Raw genomic sequence first — 25191 nt, forward strand, 5'->3', positions numbered from 1 at the left:
GACCGCCGCCAGGCTCATCCCATGAGAATCACCGTCTGCCAGCTCGACAACCGCCCCGGGCACCGCGACGACGCCCTGGCGGCGCTCGCCGATCACGTCGCCGGCGCCGGCTCCGAGCTCGTCGTCCTGCCCGAGCTGCCCTTCTCCGACTGGCTGGCCGCCGACGCCGCCGTCGACCCGGCGCGCTGGCAGAGCAGCGTCGAGGAGCACGACGCCGCGGTCGAGCGCCTGGGCCGCCTGGGCGCCGCCGCGGTGATCGCGTCCCGGCCGATCGTCGGGAGCACCGGCAGCCGCCGGAACCAGGCCTTCGTGTGGACTCCGGCGGCGGGCGCGACCGGCATCCGCGAGAAGCACTATCTGCCCGACGAACCCGGCTTCTGGGAGGCGACCTGGTACGACCCCGGCGACCTGTCCTTCGACCTCTGCCACGCCGGGGAGGCGCGGGCCGGCGTACAGCTGTGCACCGAGCTCTGGTTCCTGGAATGGGCCCGGCACTACGGGCGCGAAGGAGCGGAGGTGCTGTGCCTGCCCCGTGCCACCCCCTACGAGTCGCTCGACAAGTGGCTGGCCGGCGGGCGCACGGCGGCCGTCTGCTCGGGGGCGTATTCGGTCTCGTCCAACCAGTGGTCGCCGGGCGGTTCGGGGCTCGACTGCGGCGGGCTCGGCTGGGTGATCGACCCCGACGGCACGGTGCTGGCGACGACGGGGCCGGACGAGCCGTTCGTCACGGTGGACGCGGACCTGACCGTGGCCCGGACGGCCAAGACCACCTACCCCCGCTACGTCCGTGAACAGCCGGAGCGGGGCAGCGCGGAGGAGCCTTTCCGTCCATAATGGCGCATGCCCAGACTCCGGAAGAAGCAGCGTGCGGCGGTCGAGCCCGCGGCCGGACAGCGCCGTCGCTTCCTGCCCGGGGTGGCCGCGCTGGTCGGGGCGAGCGGGTTGCTGGCCACCGTCACCGGGCTGGTGGTCACCCGAGGGTTCGATCCGATCGCCGACCAGGCCAAGGACGTGGTCGGGGCGAGCCCACTGGTCGTGTACGACGACGCCGGCGACCCGGAGACGTTGGACGGCACCGCGTTCGCGTTCGATCACGTGCTGCCGGCGGCCGTGCTCAGCGGGCCCTCCGGCTCGGGCGCCGTGTCCGGCCGGCTGATCCGCGAGGGCGCCGTCCGGGTGGCGCGCGGCGCGACCGCGATCACGATCGAGAACGCCCGCAAGGAGACCGCGCTGATCACCTCGATCCGGGCCGAGGTGCGCAAGCGTACGCCGGCGCCCTCGGCGGCCCTGGTCGTCATGGGACCGTCCGGCGGTCTCGCCGAGGGCCCGATCGAGCTGCACTTCGACCTCGACGGCGTGGACCTCGACGCCCGTACGCTCGACAAGCGGGGCAAGCCGGCCGGGAAATTCCTCGACGCGCACGGCGTGGAGCTGGCCGCCGGCGAGAAGCTGCGGTTCAACCTGGTGGGTCACGCGGCGAAGGACTCCGTCGAGTGGCTGGTGAAGGTCGGTTACGTGGTCAACGGCAAGGCCCGCACCCTCGACCTGGATCCGAAGCGCCGGCCCATGCGCGTCACGGGCGCCAGCGCCTCGTATCGGGAGGCGTTCATCTGGGATGCGGCAGGACTGACCCGGGAGCCGCTCAAGAAGGTCTGCCCCACCGACTGCCGGCGTCAGCCGTTCGCCGAGACGCCGCGATGAGCCCGGCGGTCCTGCGGCGGGTGGCGCTGGCCGCCGCGATTCTTCTCGTGCCGTCGGTGGTGGTCGGCGTCGTGGCGGCCCGGCGCTCGGCGCCCGCCGGGACCGCGCCGCAGCCGTCCGCATCCCGCCCCGAGGAGCCCGTGACGCTGACCGCCGCGCTCGAGCCGTACCAGATCGTGGTCTTTCCGGGGAAGCTGGATCCGTCGGCGGCGCCGCCCGCCGACTCCTGCCGGTCCGCCATGGCCGCGATGCGCGGCCTCGGCGGCGTTCCCGCGATCGTCGGCCGGCTGGCCGTGGCGTTCCGGGCCGCCCGGACCGTCCAGCTGAGCGTCGACAAGGTCTCGATCGTCACCGTACGCCGGGAGCACACCCCCCTCTCGGCCGTGGCCTCCTGCGCCACGCCGGACGGCCCGGCTCCCTGGGAGCCCACCTTCAACGAGCCCTTCCCGTTCGGGACCGGCGAGCTGACCTACAGCACGCCGGTGGTGCGGCTCGCCGACCAGTCGGCGCCGTCGGTGGCGCCGATCGTGATGGACAAGCCGGTCGGCGAGGGAACGTTCGACCTGCGGGCCGGCACGACCGCCACCATCCCCGTCTACGTGCTGTCGGCGGGTGGCCCCACCTTCCGGACCGGCTTCCAGGTGGAGGTCGACCTCACCGTCAACGGGCGGGCCCGGCACCTGGTCGTCACCGACGCGGGCGCGCCGTTCTGGTTCTACGAGGCGAACTTCCGCCAGGGCGACGGCCCGATCCTGCAGTGGATCAGCGCCACGAAGAGCTGGCGGACCCGCTGAACCGTCAGTGGGCGTACGTCTCGTACTCGCCGACCCGGGGCGTGCCGGCCGCGTCCAGGACGATGAAGGTGATCTTCCGGAGGGTGACCCGCCCGAACGTGATGGTTCCCGCGCCGTTGCCGGAGGCGAGGATCGCGCCGTTGTCGTGGTTCCGGAGCCGCCAGGAGCCGATGCGGCCGCCGCCGGGGGCCTCGCGGATGCGGATCCGCGACAGGGTCACCGGCGAGGTCCACTTGACCGAGATCTCGCCGGTCGTGCCGATCGGGGACCAGAAGGTGCCCATGTTCCCGTCCCGCACGTCCTTGAAGCTGCGGCCGTACGCCTTGCTCGACCCGTCCGCTCCCCCGTCGTAGCGCAGGCTGAGGTTGGGCCCGGACGGCGGCGGGGGCGTGTACGTCGGGGGCACGTAAGGCGGAGGCACGTACGGCGGGGGCGTGGTGGGCCGGTGCGTCGCGGGCAGCCGGGTGACAGCCACGCTCGTGCTGGCGGGTCCCGTCGGCCCGGCGCCGCCCGGGGCGCTGCCCGTGGGGGCGTCGCCGGCCGGGGGCGTGCTCGTCGGCAGGATCGGCACGATGCCCGGCCCGCCCGGCACCGACGGGAAGATCGGCGGTGCGGCGGCCGACGGCGGCTCCCAGGGCACGGGATAGGCCAGCACCTGCTCAGGCTCGTCCGGCTGCAACGCCATCGCGGTGGCGGCGAGCAGCACGACGCTGCCGAGGGCGGCACCGATCAGCGTCCATCGGGCCCGTGCGGAGGCGTACCAGATCGTCACGGGGAGCAAGCGTATCGGCGACGATCGCCGCGCGGCAGTAGGAGAACCCATTGAAGTTCAATGATTTCTGTGCAGTGGGCCGACCTTGAATGTCCACAAGGGACGACATGGGAAACCCCGGTGCCCACTCCGCCGATCGGTGGGGTGGGCACCGGGCCGCGGCCGGGCGTCAGCTTCCGACGAGGGCGGACTCCGGCTCCGGTACGGCGGCCCGCGGCTTGCGGAAGGCCACCAGGATCAGGATGCCGCCGAGGAGGACCGCGACGGCGGCCCAGAACGCCGTCTCGTGCATCGCCGAGATGAAGGCGTCGTTGGCGGCGTCCGCGAGGTCCGGGCGGCGCAGGGCGTCCGCCACCGCCCGGGTGTGCTCGGCCGACGGGGACGCGGCGTCGCGCGCGGCCTCCGGGAACGAGGCGAGCGCCGGCGCGATCCCGTCCCGGTACGCCGAGGTGAGCACCGTGCCGAGCAGGGCGATGCCGAGCACACTGCCGACCTGGCGGACGGTGTTGTTGATGGCCGAGCCCGCGCCCATCCGGTCCGGCGGCAGCACGGCGATGACGGCGGTCACGGCCGGCGCGATGGAGCAGCCCATCGCCACGCCGTTGACCAGGCCGATCGCGCAGAAGATCAGCAGCGAGGTGTGCAGACCGAAGGTGAGGTTGCTGAGGAACGTCGCCGCCACCACGAGCAGGCCGATCCCGCTGACCGGCCCCACGCCGTAGCGCCGGGCCAGGCCGGCGCCGAGCCCCGAGCCGAACGCCACCCCCACCGCGCCGGGCAGGAAGGTCAGGCCGGTCTCGAGCGCGGTCATGCCGCGGGCGCCCTGCAGATAGAAGTTGCCGAAGAACATCTGGCCGGTCATGCCGAAGAAGAGCGCGGCCATGGCGGCGTTCCCGGCGCTGAACCGGCGGTTACGGAACAGCCGCGGGTCGAACGACGGGTTGCGCGAACGCCACTCCATGACGATGAACCCGGCCAGCAGCGCCAGGCCGGCGAGCACGGGTCCCCAGACGCGCGGGGTGCCCCAGCCGTTGTCCTGGCCGGCCTCGATCAGCCCGTACGTGAGCGCGGCCAGCCCGGCGGTGGAGAGCACCAGCCCGGCGGGGTCGGGCCGGCGGCGCTGCTCCTGCCGCGGATTCGGTACGAACAGGGCGATCCCGATCAGCGCGAGGGCGACCACCGGCAGGTTGACGAGGAACACCGAGCCCCACCAGAAGTGGTCGACCAGGACCCCGCCGATCAGCGGGCCGAGGGCGACCCCGACGCCGCTGGAGGCGGACCAGGCGGCGATCGCCCCGGCCCGGCGCTCGGGCGTGAAGGTGACGCCGATGATCGCCATCGAGGTCGGCATCATCAGCGCGCCGCCCAGGCCCATGAGGCCCCGGGCGAAGATCAGGCTGGTGGCGTTGCCGGCCCAGGCGGCCCAGATCGAGGCGGCGCCGAAGCAGAGGATGCCGATCACGAGGATCGTGCGGTGGCCGTACCGGTCGCCGAGGGCGCCCGCGGCGAAGAGCGCGGTGGCGAACAGCAGCGAGTAGGCGCCCACGGCCCACTGGAGTTCGCCCGGGGTGGCGTTGAGGCCGCCGACCGGATCGGCGAGGCGTTCGAGGGCGATGCCCAGGATCGTCGTGTCGATCCAGATGAGGACGGCGGCGAAGACGAGCACGGACAGCACGCGGCGCTGCCGTACCCTGGTTGACAGGTCCCTGACGGTCATGCGGCCCACTATCCGTCAAATGACAGGTTCCTGTCAATCGTGGCCGCGTGCACAATGGTGAAGTGACCAACCTCGGCCCCTGCTCGACCTTCCTCGTCCGGCACGCCTGGCTGTCGCTGCGCGGGGCCGTGTCCGAGGAGCTCACCCGCCACGACCTGTCGGTCGCGCAGTTCGCCTCCCTGCTCATGCTCGAGGAGAAGCCCGGCCTGACCGTCGCGGACGTGGCGCGCGAGGTCTCCACCGCCCGGCAGTCCGCCAACGAGATGCTCGCCGGGCTGGAGACCGCCGGCCTGGTCGAACGCCGGCCGCACCCCTCGGACCGCCGCTCCCAGCAGGTCTTCCTCACCGACGCCGGCCGGCAACGCCTGACCGAGGCGCTGCCGTCCGTGCAGGCGGTCGAGGCCCGGCTGTCCGCGGGCTTCACCGCCGAGGAACTCGCCGTGGTCAACGCCTGGCTGCACCGGATGACCGAGCCCGCACCGGCGGGCGAGGAGATCTCCACCCTCTAGGCTCACCCGCCGTCGCCGGCTCGGCGACAATCTGCACCATGGATTCGTGGCGGCGGGACTACCTCGACGAGGCGCTGGTGCTGGCTCGGGTCGGCGAGCACGACGAGGCGGCGGCCATGCTGCGCTCACATGTCGACCACCGGGCCGGCTGGGACGACCGCGCTCCCGAGCTCGCGTTCCTGCTGCGGGACGAGGAGATGCTGCGGCGCCTGGCGGCCCGCAGCGACCTCGCGGTGGTCCGGCTGGCCGAGCTGCTCATCGCCGCGCGGGGCGTCGAGGCCGCCGAGGCGGAGATCGAGGCGCTGCCGGTGCACGAGTGGCGGAGCCCGCCGCGGATCAGCTTCGCGCGGGCGCTCGCCCGTACGGGCCACGTCGAGCGGGCGCTGGCGATCGCGCGGGAGACGACCGCGGCCGGCGACCTGCGGCTCACCCTGCGCGGGGAGGAACTGCTCGCGGACCTCCACGGCGACCGGGGCGACCTGGACGCGCTGCGGGAGGCGTACGAGAAGCACCGCTCGTCGGCGGCCGGCAACGTGCTGGCCCGGCTGCTGTGGGAACGCGGCGACCGGGAGGCCGTCCGCCGGCTGGCGATGCGCCGGGTGAGCGCGGCCCGCGAACTGCTCGTGCGGCCCGCCGCCGAGGCTGCCGACCACCGGACCCTGCTGGACCTCGTGTATCTCGGCAGCCGCACCGCCCGCGGCGCCCTGATCCCGCTGCTGGACCGGCTCGGCGACAGGAGCCTGCTCACCGCGCTCGCGCACGCCACCGACGATCGCGACCCGCACGCGTCGGACGTGCACGAGGACTGGGCGCTCGCGGAGGCCCTGCTGCGCCACGGCCTGGACGAGGAGGCCCTGCCGGTGCTGCGCGCCACCGTGCCGCAGTACGCCTTCGGCAACGACCAGCGCCGGCTGGCGGAGCTCACCGACGCCCGGGAGCTCTACCGCCACCTGTGGAAGATGCGGTACGGCGCGCTCACCGGCGTACCGGAGGAGGCCCTGACCTGGGTAGCGCTGGCGATCGGGTCCGGGGTTCTCGGCAACGCCGCCTACTCCGCGCTGAGCGCGGCCGTCTCCGGACTGTGGCAGCGCGTCGCCGCCCGGGGCGAAGCCGCGCACGACGCCCCGGCCCCCGAGCCCTCGGCCGGGCGGCACACCGCGCGGGAGGCCTTCGACGCCGCCTGCGTGGCGATCCACGATCACTGCGCGGAGATCGAGGTTCCCGTGCCGGACTTCGCCGCGATGTCGTGCGAATACCACACCACCAACGGCCGGTGGATGTTCGTCTTCCGCGAGCAGGACGGCCACCGCCGCCGGTTCCTCGTCACCGTGCGCCCGCCCCGCCACGACGGGAGGACCGTCGTGACGATGGCCGCGCCGGAATGGCGCGGCTGACCGGAACCGGTGCTGCCCGGCATCCCCTCCGGGCAGCACCGGGGGCGCGTCACGGGTTCATGAACGGGTCCTTCGCCATCTTCTGGTACGCCGACAGCGCCGACGAGGACGAGTTGATCTGCCAGTGGCGTTCCTTGTCGACGTCGAACCACACGACCGCCTTGATCAGCGGATAGGTGTTCTTCAGCGTCGGGATGATCTCGTTGATCCAGGTCGCCTTGCTGCCGCCCGCCTCGTCCGAGGCCATCTCGGCGATGATGATCGGCTTGTTCTTCGCGGCGAGCTGGGGGTAGAGCCGCGCGAAGACCTGCCGGAACGTCTGCCACTCGAAGTCCGGGTCCGAGGTGCCCCAGTTGTAGCCGTCGATGCCGGTCCAGTCGACGTACTGGTCGCCGGGGTAGTAGTTCATGGCCGGCGGGGAATCCTCGGAGTCCTCGTTGTTCGGGCACCACGCCCACACCACGTTGGTGGCCCCGCGCGCGACGAAGATGTCGTGGATGTGGCGCCACGCGGCGATGTAGTTGGCCGGGTTGTGGTTGCCCCAGCCCTCGTCGCCGTTCATCTCCGCGGCGAAGTCGATGAAGAACTGCTTGCCGAGCGCCTTGGCGTCGTCGGCCCGCCGCTTGAGCATCGAGTCGTACCGGCCGTTGATGATGTCGGTGAAGTTGACGTTGTTGGGCTCAACGTTCACCAGCGGGATCCGCCCCTCGGCGAAGTCCCTGGTGTTGACCGACGACTTGATCCAGTCGTCGTTCTTGAAGTCGTAGTACGTCAGGTGGACGGTGGGCTTGCGCCCGATCCGCTGGTCGGTCTGCGCGACCGTACCGTTGCCGTAGTAGTGCCCGAGCAGCGCGCCCTGGGCAGGCACCAGGGGCACCGCGCGCGGCGCCCGGGCCTTCGCCGCGGGGGCCGGCGCCGCCTTCGCGGGCGGGGCCTTGCGGGCCCGCTCGTCGCTGGAGGCGAACGCGTTGGTCTGAGTCACCGTGACCGCGGCAGCCGCGGCCAGGAACATTCCCACCGCGACGCCCCGTACGGCGCGACGGGACCTGGCGGGTCGGTGTTCCTTGTCAATGGTCATGCGGGAAGGGTGGCAACCGCATCATGAGCGGACGATGAAGCGCGGCAGCGCGAGCTCCACCATTGCCCCTTCGCCCGGCGCGGAAGCGACGTACGCCCTTCCGCCGTGCAGTTCGGCGACCCACCGCACGATGGCCAGGCCCACGCCGATCCCGCCGCGCCCGCCGGTGACCCGGTCACCGAAGATCCGCTCCCGGTCCCGCTCGGCGATCCCCGGGCCGTGGTCGCGCACGGACACCTTGCCCGCGGCGACGGACACCTCCACGAACGTGGGCTCCCCCGCCGGTACGCCGTGCCGCAGGGCGTTCTCGACCAGGTTGCGCACCGCCTGGGCCAGCAGGTCCGGGTCGCCGCGCACGACGGTCGGCTCGGTCAGCACCGACACGTGCGCCCCGCGCCGCGGCAACTCCTCCACCACCTGCTCGACCAGCAGATCCAGGCGCAGCGGCGTCAGCTCCAGCGGCCGGCTGCCGGTGTCGATGCGGGCCCTGCTGAGCAGCCCGGTCACCAGCCGGTCCAGGTGATCGACGAGCCGCACCGCGTCCCCGCCCGCCACGGCCAGGCGGAGCGTGGCGAGCGGCGTACGCAACTCGTGGGCCGCCTCGGCGAGGAACTGCTCCTGCTGGTCCAGCGTACGGATGGACGGCCCGATGCTCTTGCCCGACAGCACGTGACCGGCGACGGCCGAGACCAGCACCAGGACGACACACCCGGCGGCGAGCCACAGGACCAGCTCGGTGTGACCGCGTTCCTGCGGCGCCAGATCGACGGCGATGAGCACGACGGCCCCGATCTCGTCGGTGTCCCACACCGGCGCGGTGGCCCACCGCAGCCTCCGCCCGTCGGGCGCCCCGATCGTCGCCAGCACCGGCCCCTGGTCCCGGACGGTGGTCTCCCACAGCTCGTCCAGCCGGCTGCCGGCGGGCAGCACGCCGTCCCCCTTCGGCCGCAACCACCGGGCCTGCGCGCCGGCCCCCTCCGGCCGTTGCAGGACCGCGGTCACGTCGGACGCCGTCGCCAGCTCGTCCTCGGAGAGCGGCTCGAGATGCAGGGTGCCCTTGTCCATCCAGATGGCCCGCGACAGTGCCTGCGCCCGCCCCCTGATCTCCGAGTCGAGGTCCCGCGAACCCGACTTCGCGTCGATGGAGGCGGCGATGACGACCAGCGCGACGAGGGACACGGCGCTGGTGGCCGCGTACAGCAGGGTCAGCGCCCAGCGCATCCGCCGCAGCCGCGCGGCGGCGGGCCGGCGACCCCTCGTCCCCACCGTCCTCGCGGCGCCGGCACGACGGCCGGCTCCCGGCCCCGCCGCCCTGGTCGCGCCCGCCCGGTGGGCCGCCATCAGGCCGGTCCGCGGAGCCGGTAGCCGACACCCCGGAGCGACTCGATGAGGTCGGGCGGCCCCAGCTTGCGGCGCAGATTCACAATCACCGCATCGACCACGTTCGACGCCGGGTCGCTCATCTCGTCCCAACAGCTCTCGAGCAGTTCCGTACGCGTGACAGCCTCGCCGGCCCGCACCATCAGCGCCTCCAGCACGGCGAACTCCTTGGCGGTGACCGTGAGCAGCACTCCGGCCCGCCGCACCCGATGGGTCGGCACGTCGAGCGTCAGGTCGCCGGCCGTCAGCACCGGCAGCCGCGGAGGCTGGCCCCGCCGGCACAGCGCCCGCACCCGAGCCACCAACTCGGCCATGGCGAACGGCTTGACCAGATAGTCATCGGCGCCGTGCTCGAACCCGGACACCCGGTCGTCCACCGCGCCCAACGCCGTCAGCACCAGCACCGGCACGCTCCGCCCGGCCCCGCGCCACACCTTGATCAGCCCGAGCACATCGCCGTCGGGCAACCCCCGGTCCGCGACCACACAGTCGTAACTGTTCACGGAAACCTTGAGATCCGCATCGGCCCGGCACCATGCGTAATCAACCGCGAACCCGACGGTACGCAGCCCCGCCGTGATGGCGGGGCCGAGCTCACGATCGTCCTCGACCACCAGAACCCGCATGATCGGCCGATCCTAGATCCCCCTGTCACCCGGCCCGGATCAGCGCTCCCCGACGGCCCGAGGCGGCGTCCGGACCCGGGCGAGCATGCCGGTCACCACCGCGGCCCGCTGCCCGGCCTCCGGGGGCCGCGCGATCGTGACTCCCGATCCCCCGCCGCTGTCTCAGGGGCGCGACCCCGGGTTTCTCCCACCTCGGGACTTCGCCGCCGGAACTCGGCTCCGCCGTGGTGGCGTCCCGGGCAGGAGCACACGCGGTCATCGTCGGTGATCCGCCCGGCAGGCTTGCCCGCAGGACTCCGTGTCCCGGTCATTGACCAGCCGTCCACTGTGGAGAACCATGGGCTGTCAGGATGTGGCCAGGGAGTGCCGGGACGCGCGGTAGGCGGGGATCACCGAGGCGGCGAGGGCTATCGCCAGGCAGGTCGCCACGATGCCGGTGATGACGCCCCACGGGAGGGTCAGAGGCACGGGGTGGCCGATCATGTCGGCCAGGGCCGAGCGCATCACCAGGAGGGCGCCGCCCGAGACCACGCCGCCGAGGGCCGTGCCCAGGGCGACGATCAGGGTGGATTCGGTGGCGATCACGCCGGCCACCTGGCGGGGGGTCGCTCCGGCCAGGCGCAGGAGGCGGAATTCCGGGTGGCGGTCGCGGACGGCCATGAGGAGGGTGTTGGCGATGGACAGGGCGCCGAAGCCGGCCGAGATGGTCACCAGGATCATCACGAACGTCCAGATCAGGGTGGAGAAGCCGCCGTCGTCGCGGGCCCAGGTGACCATGTCCCGCACGGTCGCGCCGGGGGCGGCCAGCGCGGCGGTGACCTCGGCGCGGGGGGCGTCGGTGAACACGACCGGGATCAGTGCCGTCGGGTCGTGGGCGTAGACGGCGTCCTCGGCGACCAGGGCCTCGCCGCCGCCCGGAAGGTTGTCGCCGTCCACCAGCGCCACCAGCCGCATGCGCCAGTCGGCACCGTTCGCGGCCCGTACGGTGACCGCGTCGCCGAGCCGCCAGCCGTTCGCCTCGGCCAGGTCGGGCCGGGTGGCGAAGGCGCCGCCGGTGAGGCGGGTCAGGTCGCCCGCCACCAGCTTCAGGTGGCCGCGGGTCACGGCGGCCAGCGCCTTCGGTGACACACCGCTGATGCTGCGCTGCGACCAGTGACCCTTCTCGTCGCGGTAGTACACGGTCGACTGCACCGCGTACACGGCGTCGCCCGGTACGGCCGCGGCCACCTCCCGGGACAGCCCGGCGCCGTGCGGCACCGCCGTGACCGCCACCCCCGCTCCGACCCGCGTCGCCTCCTCGTTCGCGGTGGCCTCCTGCGAGGTGGTGAGGCTGCCGACGAGGAGGACCGCGAAGCTGACGGTGAGCATCACCGGTGCGGTCGCCGACGCGATGCGGCGTACACCGGTCAGGGAGCTCTCCCGGACGATCAGGCCCGCGGCGCCCGGCAGGCGGGTCAGGGGCCGGCACGCCACCCGGAGCAGGGGCGGCAGCAGGGCGGGCCCGAGCAACGCCATGGACAGGACCGCCGCGGCGGCCCCCACCGTCGCGTTCCGCACGGCCGACTCCGCGCCGGCGCCGGTGAGGGTGGCCGCCATGACGGCGGCGAGCAGGGCGGACAGCAGCCCGCCGGCCCAGCGGGCCCGGGTCATCGGCCGGGTCTCGACCGCGGCGGTCCGCAGCGCCTCCAGCGGTGCCACCTTCGCCGCCCGGCGGCACGCCGATCCGACGCCCAGCACGGCGACGGCCGTTCCCGCGGCCGCGGCCGCCGCCAGGGGCCACCACGTGAGGGTCACGTCCAGGTCCGGCCGGACGATCTTCGCCCCGGCGAGGACGTCGGCGAACCACTGCGCCGAGGCCGCGGCCAGGACGCTGCCGGCGGCCCCCGCGGCCAGCGAGACCATGACGGCTTCCGCGTACACGGTGTGCCGTACCTGGCGGGGCACCGCCCCCACGAGGCGGAGCAGGGCGAACTCGCGCCGGCGCTGATGGGTGCCGAACGCGAACGTCGAGGCGACGACGAAGATCGACGTGAACGTGCCGAGCCCGGTGATCATGCCGAGGGCGAGCCCGGCCAGCTCGCGCAGGCGGATCTCGCGTACCGGCTCCGCGGCGGTCATGGCGTCGCCCACCAGGACCTCGGCCGTGTCGCCGAGCAGGGCCCGCACCCGGTCGGCGGCCTGAGCGTCGGCGCGGACGCCGATCTGCGTGACGCCGGCCCCCAGCCGGGCGGCCTCCGCGTCGGTGACGTAGTAGCCGGCCGGGTATTCCCCGGGCCCGTCGACCGTTCCGCTGACCGTGTACGGGCGCGGCCCCGCCGCCGTCAGCAGCGTGACCCGGTCGCCGGGCGCCGCACCGATCGTCTCGTCCAGCACCACCTCACCGGCCGCGGCGGGCGCCCGGCCGGCGGTCAGCCCGAACGAGGCGAGCCCGGCGGACGACCAGCCGTGGCCCTGCGGCTCGTCCTCGGCGTCGCCCGCGGCCGCTCCGCCGACGAGCGCCTGGGCGTAGAAGGCCACGTCCGGTACGGCCGCGGACACGCCGTCGAGCGCGCCGAGGCGCCCCGCGAGCTCCGCCGCCTCCGCCTGCGACCAGGGCCGCCGCAGCTGCCACGCGCCGGCGACGGCCGGGTTCGCCGGCGCCTGCACGAGGAGGTCCGCGCGCGCCAGGCGGGCCGGCACCCGGGGTTCGGTCGCGAGCAGCACGAGGCCGGTGGCGCCGAGCAGGGCGACCCCGGCGGCCAGGGCGGCGAAGGTGCCGAGGAACGCGTGCCACCGGCTGCGCAGCGTCGCGAGGCTCAGCATGCCGACTCCAGCCGCGCCATCCGGGTGGCGATCTCGGCGGCGGCGGGCGGCCCGCCGGCCGCGGTCAGTTCGTCGGCGACCCGGCCGTCGGCGAGGAAGACGACCCGGTCCGCGTACGCCGCGGCGACCGGGTCGTGGGTCACCATCACCACGGTGAGGCCGTGCTGGTCGATGAGGCGCCGCAGCAGGCCGAGCACCTCCCGGGAGGAGCCGGTGTCCAGGGCTCCGGTGGGTTCGTCGGCGAAGACCACCGCCGGCCGGGTGATCAGGGCGCGGGCGATGGCGACGCGCTGCTGCTGGCCCCCGGAGAGCTCGCTCGGGCGGTGCCGGGCCCGGTCGGCGAGGCCCACCTCGGCGAGGGCGGCGCGCACCGCGTCCCGGGGCGGCTTCGCGCCGGCCAGCAGCAGCGGCAACGCGACGTTCTGCTCGGCCGTCAGCGCGGGCATCAGGTTGAACGACTGGAAGACGAAGCCGATGGCGGCGCGGCGCAGCCTCGTCCGCGCGGTCTCGGTCAGCGGGCCGAGGTCGGTGCCGGCCACCACGACCTTGCCCCCGGTCGGCCGGTCCAGGCCCGCGGCGCAGTGCAGCAGGGTGGACTTTCCGGAGCCGGAGGGACCCATCACCGCGGTGCCGGTGCCGCTGCGGAACCCCAGCGTCACGGCGTCGAGCGCGGTGACCGCCCGGTCGCCCGTCCCGTAGACGCGGCTGACCTGCCGCAGCTGGACGGCCTCGGTTGCGTGGGCCGGTCGTTCGGTAACTGTCATGCGTCCATGCAATCGGCAACCCGGTCCGGGCACAGTCGAGCGCGGTCGAGTCTTCGTGGTAGACCGCGCTCTACCGACGCGGCCCGCCCGGGGCGATACCGTCGAGGCGTGAAGGTCAGGACCGCCCAGGAGGCGCTCGCCCAGCGCCCGCTGACGTTCCTGCGCTCCTCCTGGCCGTGGCGCTCGCTGGCCTACCTGCTCTCCGCGATCGTGCTCGAGGCCGGCGTGCTCGCGGTCATCCTCGCGCCCGTCCTGCTGGGCAACCTCAACGGCGTCCACCCGGCGGCCTCGGTCACGGCCGGCGTGCTGCTGCTGGGGCTCGCCGGGCCGGCCGTGGCCCGCGCCGAACGCCGGCGGCTGCGGCTTGTCGACCGAGAACCCCTCCCTGCCCCGCACCGGCCGGCGCCCGCCGCCAACCCGGCCGCGCGCCTGCGTGCCCTCCTGCGGGAGCCGGCGACCTGGCGGGAGGTCGGCTTCGCGGCGGTGTGCTCGCTCGCCCTGTGCCTGGTGGACGGCGCGCTGATCGCGCTCGGCGCGTACCTGATCGTCCTGCCGGTCCTCGCCCTCGCCGCCGCCGGCGCGCTGGTGATCGTCCTGCTCCTGCCGGTCTATGCGTACGTGGTCACCGGATGGGCCGGCGTCCGCGCCGCCATCACCCGCGCGGTGCTCGCCCCGCGCGACGCCGAGCTGGGCGAGCAGCTCATCGCCCTGTCGCAGTCGCGGGTACGGCTCGTCGACGCCTTCGAGGTGGAGCGCCGCCGCATCGAGCGCGACCTGCACGACGGCGCCCAGCAGCGGCTCGTCGCGCTGACCATGACGCTCGGGCTCGCCCGCCTCGACGTCGCCGACGACTCACCGCTCGCCGCCCAGCTCGACACGGCTCACCGCCAGGCCACCGAGGCCCTGACCGAGTTGCAGGAGCTCATCCGCGGGGTGCACCCCGAGGTGCTCACCGGCCGCGGGTTGCCGGCCGCGGTCGAGGACGTCGCCGGGCGCTCCGCGCTGCCGGTCGAGATCGACGTGCGGCTGCCCCGCCGGCTCACCGCCTCGGTCGAGGCCACCGCCTACTTCGTCGTCTGCGAGACGCTGGCCAACGCGTCCCGGCACGCGGGCGCGACGTCGGCGGCGGTGCGGATCGGCCTGGAGAACGACCTTCTCGTCGTCGAGGTGTCCGATGACGGGCACGGCGGCGCCGATCCCGGCCGCGGGTCGGGTCTGTCCGGGCTCCTCGACCGGGTCGCCGTGCTCGACGGGAGGCTCCTGCTGTCCAGCCCTCCGGGCGGGCCGACCGTCGTCCGAGTGGAGATACCGTGCACGCAGACCGTCCGCTCCGCATAGCCCTCGCCGAGGACTCCGTGCTGCTGCGCGAGGGTCTGGTGGCACTGCTGCAACGCTTCGGCCACTCCGTCGTGGTCACCGCCGGGGACGCGGAGCAACTCCTGCGCGGCGTCGAGGACAGCGACCCCGATCTGGTGATCAGCGACGTACGGATGCCGCCGGCCTTCAGCGACGAGGGCCTGCGGGCCGCGATCGCCCTGCGGCGGCTCCGGCCCGGTCTGCCGGTCCTGGTGCTCAGCCAGTACGTGCAGCAGACGTACGCGGCGGAGCTCTTCGGCTCGGACGCCGAGGGCCTCGGATACCTGCTGAAGGACCGGGTGGGCAGGATCGCCGAGTTCACCGACGCGGTGGCCCGGGTGGCCGCCGGCGGCACGGTGGTGGACCCCGAGGTCGTCCGCCAGATGCTCGACCGCCGCCGCAACCCGCTGCACCGCCTCACCACCCGGGAGCGGGAGGTGCTCGCCCTCATGGCGGAGGGCCGCTCCAACACCGAGATCACCCGGCGGCTGACGATCACCGACGCCGCGGTCGCCAAGCACATCGGCAACGTGTTCCTCAAGCTGGACCTGCCACCCACCGAGGAGGGCCACCGGCGCGTCCTGGCGGTGCTCGCCTTCCTGCGCGAGCCCTGATCCCTCAGCGCGCGTGAGCCGGTCTCACACCGGCCGGCGGTAGGTGGCGACCATCCGGTTCAGTCCCCGCATGGCCTGGTAGAGCAGGGCGTTCACGGTGGCCGGGGCGAGCCCGAGCACCTGCGCCGCCTCGCGGGTCGTCCGCCCTCGGAAGTACGTCGCGACGATGACCTCCCGGTGCTCCGCCGGAAGGCTCCGCAGCATGATCTCCATGGGTGGCCGCTGGGTCTCGCCGACCGTGCTCGGGCCGGCATGTCTGGTCAGCATCCTCAGCACTCTGCTCACCGCGGCGCCACATCTCCAGTGCGCACCTGCGACGTAGTCGCACCGTCACGGCCAGCGGCGATGCGGTCAGCGGGACGCCCGCTCGCGTCCACGGAACGTGCTGCGATAGGCACTCGGTGAGACCCCGAGCTCGGCCTGGAGATGCAGCCGCATCGATCCGGCGGTGCCGAACCCCGCGGACACGGCGACCTCGTCGATGGGCAGGTCGGTGCGTTCCAGCAGGGCGCGGGCCCGCTGTACGCGCTGCTGCACCAGCCATCGCCCCGGCGACGTGCCGATCTCCTCCCGGAACCGCCTGGTGAACGTCCGCGTGCTCGTCGACTCCTGCGCGGCCATCTCGCGGAGCGCGACGGGCCGGTGCAGGTTCGCGAGCGCCCACTCCCGCGCCCGCCCGGTCGAGGAGATCCGGGGGTCCGGCAGGGGCCGGTCGAGATACTGCGCCTGCCCGCCCTCCCGGTGCGGCGGGACGACGGTGCCGCGGGCCACCTCGTTCGCCACCGCGGCGCCGTGGTCGCTCCGGATCATGTGCAGGCACAGGTCGATGCCCGCCGCCGCGCCCGCCGAGGTGAGCACGCCGCCGTCCTCGGCGTAGAGGACCCCGAGGTCGAAGTCGACGTCCGGGAAACGCTCCCGGGCCGCGGCGGACGAGCGCCAGTGCGTGGCGGCGCGCCGGCCCGTGAGCAGTCCCGCCGCGGCCAGCACGAAGGAGCCCGTACAGATGGCGGCGATCCTGGTCCGCGGCCGCAGGCCCGCCAGTGCGGCGGCGAGCGCCGGGTCGAGATAGCCGGCGCGGGGTTCGTGGTCGGCAGCCGAGCCGGGGACGAGGACGGTGTCGGCCTCGGCGAGCGCCTCGGGACCGTGCTCGACGGTGATCGTGAAATCGGCGTCCGTGCGGACGTCGCCGGGAACGAGCGCGCAGGTCACCACCGTGTAGAGCGCGTCGCCGTCCGGCGTGCGGGCCTGGCCGAACAGCCGGTGGACGATGCTGAGCTCGAACAGCAGCACCCCGTCCCGGGCCAGGACGGCCACGCGATGCCGGCCGTCGCCGGCGAAGACCACCATGGTGCCGATCTTCCCACCCCCGGCTTTTATGGGATCGAAGTCCTTGAGCCCGGCTGGTAACGTCCGGCCGCGATATGACGATCATGGGGGAAACATCAATGCGTTCGATCCGGCTCGTGCTCACCCTTCCGGCCGTCGCGGCGGCGATGGCGCTGGCCGCCTGTGACCCGGCGCCGAAGACGACGGCGTCCACCACCCCGCCGGCCTCCGCGCCCGCCGGCGCCGCACCGACCGCCGGCGCGGACAGCGGTCCCGCCGACGATGCGGCCACCGTGAAGGCCTGCAAGGATCTCCGCAAGGACATCGACGACAACGCCGACAAGATCGCCAAGGCGGAGAAGATCGGTCCGCCGGCCGGGCACATCGCGGTGAGCGCCCAGTGGGCCGCCGGCGCGGCCGCGGTCACCGCCCACTCCATCGGCGCCGACGAGGCGGTCGGCACCGCCGCCGAGAAGGTGCGGAAGGAGATGAGGAGTCTCGGCGACAAGTACAACGAATCGGCCGGCGCCAAGCCGAGCAGAAAGAAGTTGAACGACGCCGTCAAGGCCCTGAACGCCGCCTGCTCCGCATCCTGACCGCGCCCCGCACCGGGAGACCACTCCCGTGCGGGACCTCGTCCGCACGCGCCGTACCGGCTGCCACCGGGCCGGTACGGCCGCGTTCACCATGCCGCGCCGCGACCTGCGGCTCAGCCTTTCACCGCGCCTGCGGTGAGCCCCTCGGTCAGGAAGCGCTGGCCGAAGGCGTACATGATCACCACGGGGATGCTGACCAGCAGTGACGCCGCCGCCAGCTGACCCTGCGGCACGACGTCCCCGGCGATCATCGACTGCATGCCGACCGGGAGCGTCTTGTACTCGTCCTTGGTGATGAACACGAAGGCGAAGAGGAACTCGTTCCAGGCGTTCGTCAGGGTGAACAGCGCCACCGCCAGCAGTCCCGGCTTGGCGAGTGGCAGCACCACCCGGCCGAACGCCTGGACCCGGGTGCAGCCGTCGACCAGCGCCGCCTCCTCCAGTTCGATGGGGATGGACGAGAAGTACCCGGTCAGCAGCCAGGTGGCGAACGGCAGCGTGAAGGTCGGGTACGTCAGGACCAGCGACCACATCGAGTCGGTGAGCCGCATCTGGATGAGCAGCTGGTACAGCGGGATGAACAGCAGCGCACCCGGCATCACGTAGGTGAGCAGCACCGTGACGGTGAAGCCCTGCGCCCCGCGGAACCGCAGCCGGGCCAGCGCGTAACCGGCCAGGACGGCGCAGATCAGCGCGACCGTGGTGGACGCCGCGGACACCAGCAGGGTGTTGAGGTACCAGCGGCCGAACGGCTGGTTGGTGAAGAGCCCGGTGAACTGCTCCGTGGTCCACGGCGTCGGCCAGAGGTCGTTGACGCGCGTGACGACCTGCCCCTCCGACTTGAACGCGGTGACCGCGATCCAGTACAGCGGGCCGAGCACGAAGGCGAGCAACCCGGCCAGCGCCAGCCCGGAGCCCACATTGGACACCACGGCCGACGCGCGCCGGCCGCCCCGGGCCTGGAGCGTGGTGACGACCCGGCCGGCCGCGAGGGCGATCAGCAGGATCACCCCGAGGACCACCGCCGCCTTCCAGAAGATGTGCGGCGACGCCCAGATCAGCAGGCCGACGAAGACCACGGCGACGGCCCAGGGCAGGGCCTTGCGGACCGATCCCAGCCACATCCGGGTACGCCGGGGACGCGCGTTCCCGTTGTCCTGGCGCAGCATCCGGACCAGGACGAACACCAGGCCGCCGATCAGCGGCAGCATGACGAGCGTGACCGCCGCTCCCGCGCCGTACTGCAACTGGAGGATCGCTTTCGAGTACGCGACGAGCACGTAGGGCGCCGTCACGTTGCCCGGGCCGCCCTGGGTCAGCAGCCAGATCAGGTCGAAGTTGTTGAACGTCCAGATCGACGACAGCGTCACCGTCACGGTGATCACGTGGCGCAGGCCGGGCAGCGTCACGTGGATGAACCGCTGCAACGCCGAGGCGCCGTCGATGGTCGCCGCCTCGTACTGGTCCGCGGAGATGGCCTTCAGCCCGGCGAGGAAGCAGACGGTGAAGAAGGGCACCCCCTTCCAGACGTTGACCAGGATCACCGACGGCATGGCCAGCGACGGGTCGGACAGCCAGCCCGCGGGCCAGCTGTCCACCAGATGCGCGGAGGCCAGCAGCGGCCCGATGCCGGAGTCGGTGAGCAGGGTGTTGACGCTGCCGAAGATCGGGTCGAGCAGCGCGCGCCAGCTGAACGCGGTCACCACCGTCGGCACCACCCACGGCACCAGCAGCAGGCCGGTCAGCACGGCCCGCCCGCGCCGCCGGTGGTGCAGCAGCAGGGCGGCGGCCAGGCCGAGCACCACCTTGAAGATCTCGGCGTACGCGGTGAAGACGAACGAGTTGACCACGCCCGTGCGGAACTGGTCGTCGCTCACCAGGTCGAGGTAGTTGCCCAGGCCGACGAAGACGCTCTCCTGCCCGTGCCGCTCCGTCGTGCTGGTGACGATCGACCGGCCGATCGGCAGGAGGACGAGCCCACCGACCAGCAACGCCGTGGGCGCCAGGAACAGCGCCGCCAGCCGCCAGTCGCGGCCCAGCCGCCGCTGGGTCGTGGTGAGGGAGCCGGGCCCCGGCGGCGGGGTGGCCCGCTTGGCCGGGGCCGGCGCCGAACGGACCGTCACTGGGGCAGCCCCTGCTGCGTGAAGATCTGCACCATCTTCGCGTGGGCCGACTTCACCGCCTGGGCGGGCGCGGTGCCCTGGACGACCTGCTGCATCATGTCGGTCAGGACGTACGCCGCGACCACCGCCTGCTGGCCGGCGCTGGCCTTCTGCGGGAACTTGAGACCGTTCTTGGTCTCCAGCGGCAACGGCTGCTGGGACATGGTGCGCAGCATCGGGAACCCGGGGTCGCCGCTGGTGAAGAACGGGTCGGCGTCCCAGACCTTCTCCCAGGCGGGCATGACCAGGCCGGGCGCCTCCTTCGACACGCCGACCAGGGCGGGCGCGCTGACCAGGTACTGCGCCAGCAGCTTGGCGAGCGCGGGGTTCTTGGCGCCCTTGAAGACGACGAAGCCCTGCGACTGGCCGAGCAGCAGCGACTTGTCGGTGGCCGGTCCGGTGCAGTCGGAGAAGACGTGCGTGTTGGCGTACACGGGATTCTTCTTGGTCTTGGAGTCCGCGTAGACGCTGAAGCTGTTGCGGGTGTAGCCGAGGATGCCGGCGAGCCAGTTCTCGTTGTTGCTGGTGTCGGTCCAGCTGGCCACCCCGGGCGGGAGCATCGGCTTGTACTTCGGGTTGGTGTAGATGTCACCCAGGAACGTCACCGCCTGCACCGTCTCCGGCGAGTCGAACGTGACCTTCCGGCCGTCGTTGGAGGCGATCGCCCCGCCGTACGCGTTGATCAGCGCCTCGATGGTGCCGTTGGCGTCGCCGGACCGGTTCACCGTCATGCCCCAGCCGAACCGGCGCTTGCCCGGGTCGGAGATGGCCAGGCAGACGTCCCGGATCTCCTCCCAGCTGTAGACGTCCTTCGGCGTGATGCCCTTCTCCTGCATCCAGTCCTTGCGCAGGAACGACCCGATGCCGATGAAGTGGTACGGGATCGCATACCACTTGCCGTCGAAGACGCAGAAGTTCTTGGCCTCCGCGCAGGGTTCGCCGTACTTGGCGGTGAGCGCCTTGACGACGTCCGTCACGTCCTCCAGGTCACCCAGTCCGTGGAACTGCGCGATGAACCGCGAGTCGGTCATGAACGCGAGGTCCCGGGCCACCCCGCCCTTGACCTCGGCGTCGATCTTGGCCACCACGTCGCCGGCGTCGGCCTGGACCAGGCTGTTCTCGATCTTCGTGCCGGTGGCCTTCGCGAACGCCGCGATGGAGCTGTCGAGCGCCGCGTTCGCCGCGTTCGAGTAGAGCTTCTGGGACAGGATCCCCATCGAAGAACCCTTCATGGACGCCGCGGCGTCCAGCAGGTCCTTGGGTACGTCGGGGGGTGCGGCGGTGGGGGAATCGGAGGTGCCCCCGCAGGCGGCCAAGCCGACGGCGCCGAGAACTCCCACCCCCATCCCCAGTACGCCGCGCCGGGACCACAACGGGCTTTCCTCCATGGCCTTCGCCTCCTGGGATTTCGGGGTAGGTCTCGCGTCTTGGGTATTCGGGTGGCTTCCGCCGTCGACCGCGGGCGCGCTCGCCGGTAGAGTCACGGCACCCGCTGGTTCGAAATTTCGAACCAGGTTCGAGATATCGTATGGAGTGGACGCGACGCTAGAGGACCACCGCGAGAGGTGTCAATGTTTCGAAGCGATTTCCGGCTGGAGGCGCCAGACCGGCTATGGCTGGGTCACGTAGCCCATGCGGGCGGACAGCGTGGCCGCGCCCTCGCGAACCAGGCCGGGCCACTCGGCGTGCGCCTGCGGGGTCCAGCGGATGATCGGTGCCGAGATGCTCATCGCGGCGACGGTCGCGCCGGAATGGTCCCGGACCGCGGCGGCGACACAGCGCATGGCGCCGTCGGACTCGCCGTTGTCGAACGCCACGCCGTCGGCGCGGACGCCCTCGAGGTGCTCCCGGAGCCGGTCCGGATCGGTGATGCTCTCCGGCGTCATGCCCGGCAGGACGCCCTTGCCCAGCACAGCGTCCAGCCCGTCCCGGTCGAGGCCCGACAGGAGGATCTTGCCCACCGCCGTGCAGTGCGCGGGCAGCCGGAGGCCGACGCCGGAGACCATCCGGACGGGGTGGGTGCTGTCGACCTTGACCAGGTAGATGACGTCGGCGCCGTCGAGCACGGCCACGTGCACCGCCTCGTCGCAGGCGGCGGCCACGTCCCGCGCGACGCCCTGCGCCTCGCGGACCAGGTCGAGCCGGCCGGCGAACGCCGCACCGAGCTGGAAGAGGGGCATGCCGAGCCGGTACCGCACCGGCTGGCCGGGGACGGAGATCAGGTACGAGCGGGCCACGAGCGTGACGAGCAGTTCGTGCACCGTGGTGCGCGGCAGGTCGAGCCGCTCCGCCACCTCGCGGGCCGACAGCTGGGGGCGGTCCAGGAACAGTTCGAGGATGTCGAGCGCGCGGATGACCGCCGGTACCACGCGGGGCATGTCGCTAGTCCCTTCGACGTGCCGGACCCGTGTCCACGATCTCCGCATGAACCGGCAACGGGAAAAGAGTAACCGCGCCGGCCCGCGCGACCGCCTCCGGCCCGGCACCATTAAACGGTCACATTTCTGTATTTCGCATATTTAGGATGGTTCGATGCCGATTTCCCTTCACCATCTGCGCACCGGCGCCTCTTCACGCTGGGCGGTACACGAGGACGGCGAGTGGGGCGAGGTCGACGCTACCCTCGCCGACCTGCTCGCCCTGCCGCTCGACCGGGCCCGGGCGGTGATCGAGGCCGCCGCCGGGAACGCCGGCCGCGACATGCCCGGAGAGGAGTCGCTGCCCCCCGTGGACCGGCAGGAGGTGTGGGCGGCCGGGGTGACGTACCTGCGCAGCCGTGACGGGCGCAAGGAAGAGTCCGGGCACGGCTCCCTCTACGACCACGTCTACGACAGCGACCGCCCCGAGATCTTCTTCAAGTCCAGCCCGTGGCGGGTCGTCGGCGACGGCGACGCCGTGGGCATCCGCGCGGACTCCGGCTGGGACGTGCCCGAGGCCGAGATCGGGCTGGTCCTCAACGCCGCCGGCGAGGTGTTCGGCTACACCCTCGGCAACGACATGAGCAGCCGGTCGATCGAGGGCGAGAACCCGCTCTACCTGCCGCAGGCGAAGATCTACGACCGGTCGTGCGCGATGGGCCCGGCGATCGTGCCCAGCTGGGCGATCGACTCCGGCCCGTTCCCGATCGGGCTGCGGGTGCTGCGCGACGGGCAGGAGGCGTACGCCGGCACCACCTCGACCTCGGCGATGGCCCGCGGCTTCACGGACCTGGCCGACTGGCTGTTCCGGGCGCTGAGCTTCCCCGCCGGCGTGGTGCTGCTGACGGGCACCGGCGTGGTGCCGGACGCCGGCTTCACCACGCGACCCGGCGACACGATCGAGATAACATCCGCGGCACTCGGGACGCTCAGGAACCCGGTGGTAGCAGTCGGCGAACCCGCCAACGGGAAGGCACACGCATGACCACGATCGAGAGCCGTTCCCCGCAAGCACCGTCGGACCTGGTCGTACGCGTCCCGGACACGTCGCCGGAGACGGTCGCGGCGGCTGCCGGGGCGGCCCGCGACGCCGGCACCGGATGGGCGCACCAGGCGGCACACGTACGCGCGGCCGCTCTGCATGCCTGCGCCGAGTCCGTGGCCGCGGCGACCTGCGAGCTCGCCGACCTGGTGGTCCGCGAGGTCGGCAAGCCGATCGGCGAGGCCCGCGCCGAGGTCGGCCGCGGCGTGGCGATCCTGCGCTACTTCGCGCAGCAGGCCCTGCACGCCGAGGGCGAGGTGTACCCGCCGTCCGACGGCGTGTCGCTGCTGCACACCCGGCGCCGGCCGCACGGCGTCGTCGGCCTGATCACCCCGTGGAACTTCCCGGTGGCGATCCCCCTCTGGAAGGCCGCGCCGGCCCTCGCCTTCGGCAACACCGTCCTGCTCAAGCCCGCGCCGCAATCCTCCGCGGTGGCGCTGCGGCTGGCCGAGTTGTTCGCCGGCACGCTCCCCCACGGCGTGCTGACGGTGCTGACCGGCCTCGGCGGCACCGGCGAGGCGATCGTCGACACGACCGACGCCGTCTCGTTCACGGGCTCGGTGGCGGCGGGCCGGGCGGTGGCCCGGCGGGCGGTCGCCCGCGGCATCCCGGTCCAGTGCGAGATGGGCGGCCAGAACGCCGCGATCGTGCTCCCGGACGCCGACCAGGACGCGGCGGCGACGGCGATCGCGGCCGCGGCCATGGGGTACGCGGGCCAGAAATGCACCGCCACCAGCCGGGTCATCGTGGTGGGCGACCCCGCACCGTTCGCCGGGCGGCTCGCCGCGGCCGTCGAGGCGCTGCCCCTGGGCGATCCCGCGGACCCGGCGACGGTGGTCGGCCCGGTGATCGAGTCACGGCCGCGCGAGGCGATCCGGACGGCGGTGGAGCGCGCCACCAAGGGCGGCGCCCGCGTCCTGACCGGCGCCGGCCAGGCCGACCGCGACGGCTACTTCCAGGCGCCGACGGTGCTGACCGACGTGCCACCCGGCGACGACCTGCTGAGCGAGGAATACTTCGGGCCGATCTGCGTGGTCCTCCCGGCCGACTCCCCCGACGCCGCGGTCCGCGTGGCGAACGAGGTGCGGCACGGGCTGGTCGCGGGCGTCCACACCCAGAACCTCAGGGCGGCGCTGACCCTGTCGAACCAGCTCGACGTGGGCCTGGTGAAGGTCAACGCCCCGACCACCGGAGTGGACTTCCACGCCCCGTTCGGCGGCGAGAAGGAATCGAGCTACGGCCCGCGCGAACAGGGCACGGCGGCCCGCGACTTCTACACCCGCACGGTCACGGTCACCATCACGCCATAATGGACGGCCTGACGGCCGTACCATCGAAGGGTTCCGTGATGACCGACCCCACCATCGACATGAGCCGGCCGAGCAGCGCTCGGGTGTGGAACTACCTGCTCGGCGGCAAGGACAACTTCGCCGTCGACCGGGAGATGGGCGACTCGCTGCGATCCGCGAACCCCGGAATCGCGGCGGTCGCCCAGGCCCAGCGCCGATTCCTGGTCCAGGCCGTCACGCTCCTGGCGGGCGAGGTGGGCATCCGCCAGTTCCTCGACATCGGTACGGGCCTCCCGACGGCCGACAACACCCACGAGGTCGCCCAGCGGGTGGCCCCCGACTCCCGGGTCGTCTACGTCGACAACGACCCCCTCGTCCTCGCCCACGCCCGCGCACTGCTGACGGGCTCCCCCGAGGGCGCGACGGCGTACGTCGACTCCGACGTGGAGGACCCGGAACGCATCCTGGGCGAGGCCGCCCGCACCCTCGACCTCGGCCGCCCGGTCGCCCTCACGATGATCGGCATCCTCGGCAACGTCGCCGACTACACCGAGGCCCGCTCGATCGTCACCCGCCTGCTCGCCGCCGTACCGTCCGGCAGTTACCTCGCGGTGAGCGACGGCACGAGCACCAGCGCCCAGAGCGTGGCGAGCCAGCGGGTCGCGAAGGAGGGCGGCCACCCGTACAACCTCCGCACGCCGGAGGAGATCGCCGGCTACTTCGAGGGCCTGGAGCTCCTGGACCCGGGCGTGGTGCCGACGTCCCTGTGGCGCCCGGAGCCCGGCACGGAACCGGAGTCCCTGGACGTGTACTGCGCGGTGGGCCGCAAACCCTGAACCCCCGTCAACAGGG

The 25191-nt window shown here is 72.9% G+C and carries 23 protein-coding genes; 11 read left to right on the forward strand and 12 right to left on the reverse strand.

Annotated elements, in window-relative coordinates; genetic code table 11:
• Window positions 1–21 precede the first annotated feature (21 nt).
• Genes CLV70_RS32905 through CLV70_RS32915 form a run of 3 tightly spaced genes read left to right on the forward strand, consistent with a single transcriptional unit; the run spans window position 22 to window position 2495 of the window.
• Window positions 22–834 carry a carbon-nitrogen hydrolase family protein gene (locus CLV70_RS32905; RefSeq protein ID WP_106130531.1) on the forward strand — a complete coding sequence of 271 codons (813 nt, stop codon included), beginning with the start codon at window positions 22–24 and terminating at the stop codon, window positions 832–834.
• A 6-nt stretch (window positions 835–840) separates the two neighbouring features.
• Window positions 841–1701, forward strand: a complete 861-nt coding sequence (locus CLV70_RS32910; RefSeq protein WP_106130532.1) for a hypothetical protein — start codon at window positions 841–843, stop codon at window positions 1699–1701.
• Window positions 1698–2495, forward strand: coding sequence for a hypothetical protein (locus CLV70_RS32915; RefSeq protein ID WP_106130533.1), 798 nt, complete (start codon window positions 1698–1700; stop codon window positions 2493–2495). The genes CLV70_RS32910 and CLV70_RS32915 overlap by 4 nt, the downstream gene beginning before the upstream one ends.
• Window positions 2496–2499: 4 nt before the next feature.
• Here the strand turns inward: CLV70_RS32915 and CLV70_RS32920 are convergent, their stop codons facing one another.
• The gene (locus tag CLV70_RS32920) at window positions 2500–3267 is read right to left on the reverse strand and encodes a hypothetical protein (RefSeq protein WP_106130534.1); all 768 of its coding nucleotides are present in this window, start codon (window positions 3265–3267) and stop codon (window positions 2500–2502) included.
• Between the two features lie 169 nt (window positions 3268–3436).
• The gene (locus CLV70_RS32925) at window positions 3437–4984 is read right to left on the reverse strand and encodes an MFS transporter (protein ID WP_245908616.1); all 1548 of its coding nucleotides are present in this window, start codon (window positions 4982–4984) and stop codon (window positions 3437–3439) included.
• Window positions 4985–5046: 62 nt separating this feature from the next.
• Here CLV70_RS32925 and CLV70_RS32930 point away from each other — a divergent pair, with 62 nt between their 5' ends.
• Window positions 5047–5493 carry a MarR family winged helix-turn-helix transcriptional regulator gene (locus CLV70_RS32930; RefSeq protein ID WP_106130535.1) on the forward strand — a complete coding sequence of 149 codons (447 nt, stop codon included), beginning with the start codon at window positions 5047–5049 and terminating at the stop codon, window positions 5491–5493.
• Window positions 5494–5531: 38 nt separating this feature from the next.
• Window positions 5532–6887, forward strand: coding sequence for a hypothetical protein (locus CLV70_RS32935; RefSeq protein WP_106130536.1), 1356 nt, complete (start codon window positions 5532–5534; stop codon window positions 6885–6887).
• Between the two features lie 49 nt (window positions 6888–6936).
• Here the strand turns inward: CLV70_RS32935 and CLV70_RS32940 are convergent, their stop codons facing one another.
• The 5 genes from CLV70_RS32940 to CLV70_RS32960 all read right to left on the reverse strand — a co-directional run bounded on the left by CLV70_RS32940 (window position 6937) and on the right by CLV70_RS32960 (window position 13537).
• Entirely contained in the window at window positions 6937–7965 is a 1029-nt protein-coding gene (locus CLV70_RS32940) for a glycoside hydrolase family 26 protein (RefSeq protein ID WP_211303986.1), read from the reverse strand.
• Window positions 7966–7986: 21 nt separating this feature from the next.
• Window positions 7987–9231 (reverse strand): sensor histidine kinase, encoded by a 1245-nt coding sequence (locus CLV70_RS32945; RefSeq protein ID WP_211303987.1) that lies wholly within the window; start codon window positions 9229–9231, stop codon window positions 7987–7989.
• A gap of 74 nt (window positions 9232–9305) precedes the next feature.
• The gene (locus CLV70_RS32950) at window positions 9306–9971 is read right to left on the reverse strand and encodes a winged helix-turn-helix domain-containing protein (protein WP_106130538.1); all 666 of its coding nucleotides are present in this window, start codon (window positions 9969–9971) and stop codon (window positions 9306–9308) included.
• Between the two features lie 345 nt (window positions 9972–10316).
• Window positions 10317–12773 carry an ABC transporter permease gene (locus tag CLV70_RS32955; protein ID WP_106130539.1) on the reverse strand — a complete coding sequence of 819 codons (2457 nt, stop codon included), beginning with the start codon at window positions 12771–12773 and terminating at the stop codon, window positions 10317–10319.
• Window positions 12767–13537 carry an ABC transporter ATP-binding protein gene (locus tag CLV70_RS32960; RefSeq protein ID WP_106130540.1) on the reverse strand — a complete coding sequence of 257 codons (771 nt, stop codon included), beginning with the start codon at window positions 13535–13537 and terminating at the stop codon, window positions 12767–12769. The genes CLV70_RS32955 and CLV70_RS32960 overlap by 7 nt, the downstream gene beginning before the upstream one ends.
• Window positions 13538–13645: 108 nt before the next feature.
• On the opposite strand from CLV70_RS32960, the gene CLV70_RS32965 reads away from it, so the two are divergent.
• Together CLV70_RS32965 and CLV70_RS32970 are read left to right on the forward strand one after the other, a co-directional pair.
• Window positions 13646–14875: a sensor histidine kinase gene (locus tag CLV70_RS32965; protein WP_106130541.1), complete on the forward strand. Its 1230-nt coding sequence runs from the start codon at window positions 13646–13648 to the stop codon at window positions 14873–14875.
• A complete protein-coding gene (locus CLV70_RS32970) occupies window positions 14872–15507 on the forward strand; it encodes a response regulator transcription factor (protein WP_211303993.1) in 636 nt (211 codons plus the stop codon). Before CLV70_RS32965 ends, CLV70_RS32970 begins: the two co-directional genes overlap by 4 nt.
• A gap of 24 nt (window positions 15508–15531) precedes the next feature.
• On the opposite strand, the gene CLV70_RS32975 is transcribed toward CLV70_RS32970, so the two are convergent.
• Both CLV70_RS32975 and CLV70_RS32980 read right to left on the reverse strand, forming a co-directional pair.
• Window positions 15532–15774 (reverse strand): sigma factor-like helix-turn-helix DNA-binding protein, encoded by a 243-nt coding sequence (locus CLV70_RS32975; RefSeq protein ID WP_245908617.1) that lies wholly within the window; start codon window positions 15772–15774, stop codon window positions 15532–15534.
• Between the two features lie 84 nt (window positions 15775–15858).
• Window positions 15859–16854, reverse strand: a complete 996-nt coding sequence (locus CLV70_RS32980; RefSeq protein WP_106130543.1) for a GlxA family transcriptional regulator — start codon at window positions 16852–16854, stop codon at window positions 15859–15861.
• A gap of 98 nt (window positions 16855–16952) precedes the next feature.
• Here CLV70_RS32980 and CLV70_RS39340 point away from each other — a divergent pair, with 98 nt between their 5' ends.
• On the forward strand, window positions 16953–17429 hold the full coding sequence (locus CLV70_RS39340; protein WP_146164247.1) for a hypothetical protein: 477 nt from the start codon (window positions 16953–16955) through the stop codon (window positions 17427–17429).
• 113 nt (window positions 17430–17542) lie between these two features.
• Here the strand turns inward: CLV70_RS39340 and CLV70_RS32990 are convergent, their stop codons facing one another.
• The 3 genes from CLV70_RS32990 to CLV70_RS33000 form a co-directional block, all read right to left on the reverse strand.
• Complete coding sequence (locus tag CLV70_RS32990; RefSeq protein ID WP_106130545.1) at window positions 17543–19552, reverse strand: ABC transporter permease; 2010 nt, start codon at window positions 19550–19552, stop codon at window positions 17543–17545.
• Window positions 19549–20979: an extracellular solute-binding protein gene (locus tag CLV70_RS32995; RefSeq protein ID WP_106130546.1), complete on the reverse strand. Its 1431-nt coding sequence runs from the start codon at window positions 20977–20979 to the stop codon at window positions 19549–19551. Before CLV70_RS32995 ends, CLV70_RS32990 begins: the two co-directional genes overlap by 4 nt.
• A gap of 222 nt (window positions 20980–21201) precedes the next feature.
• Complete coding sequence (locus CLV70_RS33000; RefSeq protein WP_106130547.1) at window positions 21202–21969, reverse strand: IclR family transcriptional regulator; 768 nt, start codon at window positions 21967–21969, stop codon at window positions 21202–21204.
• 154 nt (window positions 21970–22123) lie between these two features.
• On the opposite strand from CLV70_RS33000, the gene CLV70_RS33005 reads away from it, so the two are divergent.
• From CLV70_RS33005 to CLV70_RS33015, 3 genes are read left to right on the forward strand one after another with little or no spacing between them, the layout of a single operon-like run.
• On the forward strand, window positions 22124–22993 hold the full coding sequence (locus CLV70_RS33005) for a fumarylacetoacetate hydrolase family protein (RefSeq protein WP_106130548.1): 870 nt from the start codon (window positions 22124–22126) through the stop codon (window positions 22991–22993).
• Window positions 22990–24360 carry an aldehyde dehydrogenase family protein gene (locus tag CLV70_RS33010; protein ID WP_106130549.1) on the forward strand — a complete coding sequence of 457 codons (1371 nt, stop codon included), beginning with the start codon at window positions 22990–22992 and terminating at the stop codon, window positions 24358–24360. The genes CLV70_RS33005 and CLV70_RS33010 overlap by 4 nt, the downstream gene beginning before the upstream one ends.
• A 38-nt stretch (window positions 24361–24398) precedes the next feature.
• A complete protein-coding gene (locus CLV70_RS33015) occupies window positions 24399–25175 on the forward strand; it encodes an SAM-dependent methyltransferase (RefSeq protein WP_106130579.1) in 777 nt (258 codons plus the stop codon).
• Window positions 25176–25191 lie beyond the last annotated feature (16 nt).

This window comes from Pseudosporangium ferrugineum, assembly GCF_003002065.1.
Taxonomy (GTDB): domain Bacteria; phylum Actinomycetota; class Actinomycetes; order Mycobacteriales; family Micromonosporaceae; genus Actinoplanes; species Actinoplanes ferrugineus_A.